This window comes from Streptomyces sp. S6 (assembly GCF_054880855.1).
The window spans coordinates 1-2308 of the sequence record NZ_JBTYMC010000549.1 but is presented as its reverse complement, the minus strand read 5'-3'; the positions used below and the strand labels follow the sequence as shown (position 1 = coordinate 2308).

The 2308-nt window shown below is 74.0% G+C and carries 3 protein-coding genes and 1 pseudogene; all 4 read left to right on the top strand.

What is annotated here, in order from left to right:
• Window positions 1–183: lactate utilisation protein LutB domain-containing protein (locus ACVNF4_RS35050; RefSeq protein ID WP_461806890.1), on the top strand; the 183-nt coding region annotated here is incomplete at its 5' end.
• Window positions 180–839: a LutC/YkgG family protein gene (locus tag ACVNF4_RS35045; RefSeq protein ID WP_461806889.1), complete on the top strand. Its 660-nt coding sequence runs from the start codon at window positions 180–182 to the stop codon at window positions 837–839. The genes ACVNF4_RS35050 and ACVNF4_RS35045, both read left to right, overlap by 4 nt.
• 35 nt (window positions 840–874) lie before the next feature.
• On the top strand, window positions 875–1732 hold the full coding sequence (locus ACVNF4_RS35040; protein WP_461806891.1) for an AAA family ATPase: 858 nt from the start codon (window positions 875–877) through the stop codon (window positions 1730–1732).
• Window positions 1729–2308: pseudogene (locus ACVNF4_RS35035) on the top strand (hypothetical protein); the annotation flags it as partial. The gene ACVNF4_RS35040 and the pseudogene ACVNF4_RS35035, both read left to right, overlap by 4 nt.

The window sequence follows — 2308 nt, the reverse complement described above, 5'->3', positions numbered from 1 at the left end:
GAGGCGAGCCGCTGTCCCGGGGCGCTGCGCACGGGACAGCGGCTCGCCTCCCGGACCCGGCGCTGGCACCCCCGGACGCTTCCCGGACCCGGCAAGGCGTGGAGCGGGACGCGCGAGCTGCCGGCGGTGCCCGCCGAGCCGTTCCGCGACTGGTGGCAGCGGACCCGAGGGGGCGCGAAGTGAGCAGCAGGGAACGGGTGTTGGGGCGGGTGCGGAGGGCTCTCGCGGATGTGCCGCGTGACGATGCGCCGGTGGAGCGCGGATATCTGCGGGAGCACGGTTCGCGCGGTGTCGCCGAGACCGTGGAGCTGCTGGCGGAGAACCTGGCGGACTACCGGGCGATCGTGCACCGGGTGGACGCCGGTGAACTCCCCGCGCTGGTCGGGCGGTTGCTGTCCGAGCGGGGCTCCCGGCAGGTGGTCGTGCCGCCGGGACTGGACGCCGGGTGGCTCGCGGAGTGCGGTGCCGAGCGGGTCCCGGACGACGTCGAGAGCACCGCCGACGCTCTCGACCGGGTCGACAGCGTCGTCACCGGCTGCGCGCTCGCCGTCGCCGAGACCGGCACGATCGTCCTCGACGGCGGCCCCGACCAGGGGCGGCGCAGGATCACGCTGGTCCCCGACCACCACATCTGCGTCGTCCGCGTCCCCGATCAGGTCGTGTCGTCGGTGCCGCAGGCGCTCGAACGGCTCGATCCGCTGCGGCCGTTGACGTGGATCTCGGGCCCGTCGGCGACGAGTGACATCGAGCTGGACCGGGTGGAGGGCGTGCACGGGCCCCGGACGCTGGAAGTGATCCTGGTGAGCCGTGACAACGGCGGTGAACAAGCGCTTAGATAGGAGGGTCCGTGCCGCCCCTCCTGCCGGAGGCTCCCTTGTTCACATCCGTCGACGACGTCTCCGCGCGCCTCGCCGAGGCCGGCTACCTCGCCTCCCCGGCGATCGCCACGACCGTCTTCCTCGCCGACCGCCTCGGCAAGCCGCTCCTCGTCGAGGGCCCGGCCGGGGTCGGCAAGACGGAGCTCGCGAAGGCGGTCGCGGCGGTGGCCGGCGCCGAACTGGTCCGCCTCCAGTGCTACGAGGGCATCGACGAGTCCCGCGCGCTGTACGAGTGGAACCACGCCAAGCAGTTGCTGCGGATCAGCGCGGGCCGCGGCGAGACGTGGGACGACGCGCGGACCGACATCTTCAGCGAGGAGTTCCTCCTCCCCCGCCCGCTGCTCACCGCGATCCGCGGCGACGCGCGCAAGGTCCTCCTCATCGACGAGACCGACAAGGCGGACGTCGAGGTCGAGGGCCTCCTCCTGGAGGTGCTCAGCGACTTCCAGGTGACCGTCCCCGAGCTGGGCACGGTCACCGCGACGCACCGCCCGTTCGTCGTCCTCACCTCCAACGCCAGCCGCGAGCTGTCCGAGGCGCTGCGGCGGCGCTGCCTGTTCCTGCACATCGGGTTCCCGCAGGAGGAGCTGGAGCGCCGGATCGTCCGCCTCAAGGTGCCCGGCGTCGAGGAGGCGCTCGCCGCGTCCGTCGTCCGGGTCGTGGGGGCGCTGCGGGCGATGGACCTGCGCAAGGCGCCGTCGGTCGCGGAGACCGTCGACTGGGCGCGCACCCTGCTGGCGCTGGGCGCGGACACACTGGACGAGACCGTCGTGCGGGAGACCCTCGGGGTCGTCCTCAAGCATCAGGACGACATCCTGAAGGCCGCCGCCAAGCTGGATCTGGACGCGGTGTGAACGACGTCGCGGCGCGGCTCGCCGAGTTCGTGGGCGTGCTGCGGGAGCACGGCGTGCCGGTGGGGACCGGGGAGACCGTGGACGCCGCCGAGGCGGTGGCCGCGCTCGGGTTCGACGACCGCGAGGTGCTGCGCGAGGGGCTCGCGGCGACCCTGCTGCGCACGGCGGGACAGCGGGCGGTGTTCGACGCCGTCTTCGACCTGTACTTCCCGCGCTCGGTGGGGGCGCCCGGACAAGCGTCGGGCGACCGGGAGTCGCTGCGGGAACGGCTCGCGGAGGCTCTCGCGGACGACGACCGGCAGCTGATGGGCCAGTTGGCCGTGGAGGCGGTCGACGCGCTCGGCGGGTACGGGAGTTCACCCGGCTCGGACGGGTGGTCGGCGCACCAGACCCTCGAACGGCTGCGCCCGCAGACCCTGTTGGCACGGGTCCGGGACGACGTCCGCTCACGCGGCGGGGGCTCGGGGTTCACCGGCCGGCTCCTGGAGGACGAACTGCGGGCGCGGATCGAGGAGTTCCGGGCGCTGGTGGCCGCCGAGGCGCGGCGCCGGGTGGCCGAGCGGCGGGGGCGGGAGA